The organism is Dehalococcoidales bacterium (assembly GCA_030698765.1).
GTDB lineage: Bacteria > Chloroflexota > Dehalococcoidia > Dehalococcoidales > UBA2162 > JAUYMF01.
The window spans coordinates 1-3,038 of record JAUYMF010000064.1; the positions used below are offsets into that span (position 1 = coordinate 1).

Below are 3,038 nucleotides of genomic sequence, written 5' to 3' on the forward strand. Positions count from 1 at the left end.
GTGCTGCTGGGCGAGCACCGTCGTGGGGACGAGCATGCCCACCTGGCGGCCGTCCATGACGGCCTTGAAGGCGGCCCGGATGGCGACCTCCGTCTTGCCGTAACCGACATCGCCGCAGACCAGCCGGTCCATCGGTTTGGCTTGCTCCATATCCTCCTTCACCTGTTTTTGGACGGCCATCTGGTCGGGAGTCTCAACATAAGGAAAGGAAGCCTCGACCTCTTGCTGCCAGACGGTGTCCGCAGAAAAGGCAAAGCCGGGCATTACCTCGCGGGTAGCGTAAAGCGCCAGTAGCTCCTGGGCGGTCTTAGCCACCGATTCTTTAACTCGCTGCTTGGTCCGTGTCCATTCCTGAGTGCCCAGTCGACTTAATACCGGCGGCTGTTCCCCGGCGCCGACATAGCGGCTGACACGGTCAATCTGGTCAGTCGGGACATAAAGCCTATCGTCGGCGGCATAGAGGAGAACCAGGTACTCCTTCTCATTATTATTGATACACATCGTGGTGACACTGCTAAATCGGGCGATGCCGTGTTCAATATGCACGACATAGTCGCCCGGAGTCAGGTCGATAAAGAGCCGCTGATGCGGCACCGGGCGTGGTTTCAGCAGCCGGCGCTGTTTGCTGAAACCAAAGATTTCCGCATCAGTCAGCAAATAGGTATCGTCATTCATCACCCAGCCCTCAGCCAGTAAGCCCGTTACCAGGGTCAGTGAGCCGGGCGGGGGTATCTGCCTGATTTCAGCCAGGGGGGCAGCAATAATATCCTCTTCTTCGAGCAGCTCGGCTAAGCGGTTAGCCTGGTGGCTGACGATGATGAGCCGCTGCTTTCGGGCCATTGTTTCCCGGGCTTTTTTGACCAGTGCCGGTAGTTGCCCGGCATAGCTCGGGGCGGATTTAAAGCTTAGCTGGTGCCCCGGTTGGTCAGAGGTGATACTCCAGGCGGTGAGTATCAGGGGTTGTTTCTGCTCGATTGCCGACTCCAGCTCGGCCCAGGTGAGATAGGGCGAGGGGAGACCCGGCGGCAGTTCCTCCCGCTCCAGCTTCTCAGCCCGCCATTCATCAGCTTTAGTCGCCCAATCTGCCACGGCTTGTTTGATGCTCTCCGGCTCATCAAGTATCAGCAGTCCGTCCCGGGGGAAATAATTCAGCAGGCTGTCCCGGTTAAACAGCGGGGCATAAAACTGTTTATTATCTAGTTTCTCTCCATTGAGTAACAGGCTTAGTTCCTGCCGCAACCGCTGCCTGGTCTCGGGGCGACCACCGGTCAGGTCGATACCCTTTAAGATTGACTCTAATTCCGGCTGGTCGCCTGGTCGGGGTATCAGCACTTCGCTCGCCGGAGCAATGGCGATAGCTGCCACGCTACTGACCGAGCGCTGGGTTAGGGGGTCAAAGAGACGGATGCTGTCAACGCTGTTCCCCAGGAACTCCAATCTGGCCGGCAGGTGGCTGGTGAGGGGGTAAATATCGATGATGCCGCCGCGATGGCTGATGGTGCCGGGTACCTCCACCACGTCGGCTAATCGGTAGCCCATTGCCTGCCACTGTCCCAGCAGGTGGAAGGGTTCAACCTCCATGCCCCGCTTGATGCTGTGGCTGAAGGTGATGAAATCCTGGTATGGTGTCAGCTTGGGCAGCAATGCCGCAGCCGAGGCAACAATCAGGGGTAAGTCTCTCTGTGACCGCTGGTCATCTCCCCTCAGTCCCACCAAACATCACTTTTGCAAAGTCGTTTTGCTCCCTCTCTCCGACTACTTTCTTTAGATTTAATCTACAAACAATACGCCTGGACTTCAAATCCTCGGACGGATAGATCTTGATGCCGAGCATGGCTACCAGGTCAACCCTCTCCTCGAAGGTGGCGTCTTTCAGATTCCGCTCCCGCAAGCCCCGTAGCTCCTGTCTTAAGACCTCGGCATCGCCCCGGCTGAAGCCCTGCGTTTCTATTCGTGACTGAAGGTGTGAAATCTCCAGTCTTTCCTTCTCGATGGCGTCCTGATAGGTAATCTTCTTTTTCCTCGCATCCTCAAGATTGTAGAGGCCGCCATCAAAGCCCTCCTCAACTTTCCGAATCTTATCTTCAGCCTGCCTGATCTTGAGATGGTGAAGCCTGATTTGCTTGTCCAGTCCCTCGTCCTGATGTAAGTCTACTGCCAGTTGTTGCTCTATCCAGGCGTCATCCTTCAGCATGACATCAAGTTCATCCCAGATTTGGTCGTCCCAGGTGCCCGGCACGAAGCGGTTGTACCGGCATGGGTCTTTGATCCAGGAGCAGTAATGGGCGCGGCAGTAATAGAATACCTCGTCCCGCTTGCCCCGCAGGACTGACATGGGCTTCCCGCACCGGGGACAAAACATTCGGGTACGGAATAATGCCTGGATGGTCTTCCCCTGTTTTCCCCGACCTCGACCTCGCTCAGTAATATTCTGATTTGCTTTCTTCCATAGCTCTGTGGTGGTAAGCGGCGTCACCTCAAAGGTTACCCTCTCGTCTTTTGGCTTGGGACTGAGCAGCGTCCTCTTGATGCCCAAAGTCAGGTCACCCAGAGGTCTGTTCGGGTTTGGAACACGCCCATTGACGTTATATTCGGCCTCACCGGTGTAGCACTTGCGATTCACTATCTTGATCACTGCCTTGGGAGACCACAACACCCTCTCAGGCGGGGGAATCTTCAGCTGATTCAACCTGCTGGCGACCCAGTATGCCGTGCGGCTCTCATCGCCTGTCCAGGTGAACATTTGCATTACCACCCAGGCCGGGCTGCCCCACAGAAATTCGCCATCGGGTCCGACTTCGTTTATCTCCCACCAGGCTTTGAGAACTTTGGCTCGGCCGCTGCGGGCTTCAAATATCTTCTCGGCCCGGTACGTGTAGCCGTAGGGCGCCCGGTGTGAGGGCACCTTTCCAGCCAGGACGCGGGAAATATTGCCGGCGAGGGCGTTGTCCTGGTTGGTTTTCACCCTTAGGGCATTCGCCTGGGCCTGGATTAGCCTGGTCGTCCGGCTCGCCCAGTCTTTACCGCCGGGGGCATCG

2 protein-coding genes are annotated in these 3,038 nt (G+C 56.8%); both read right to left on the reverse strand.

The features are described from left to right. Positions 1-1,713: CarD family transcriptional regulator (locus Q8Q07_03055; GenBank protein MDP3879271.1), on the reverse strand; the 1,713-nt coding region annotated here is incomplete at its 3' end. Then, a partial coding sequence (locus tag Q8Q07_03060; protein MDP3879272.1) for a recombinase family protein occupies positions 1,694-3,038 on the reverse strand: 1,345 nt, incomplete at its 5' end. The genes Q8Q07_03055 and Q8Q07_03060, both read right to left, overlap by 20 nt.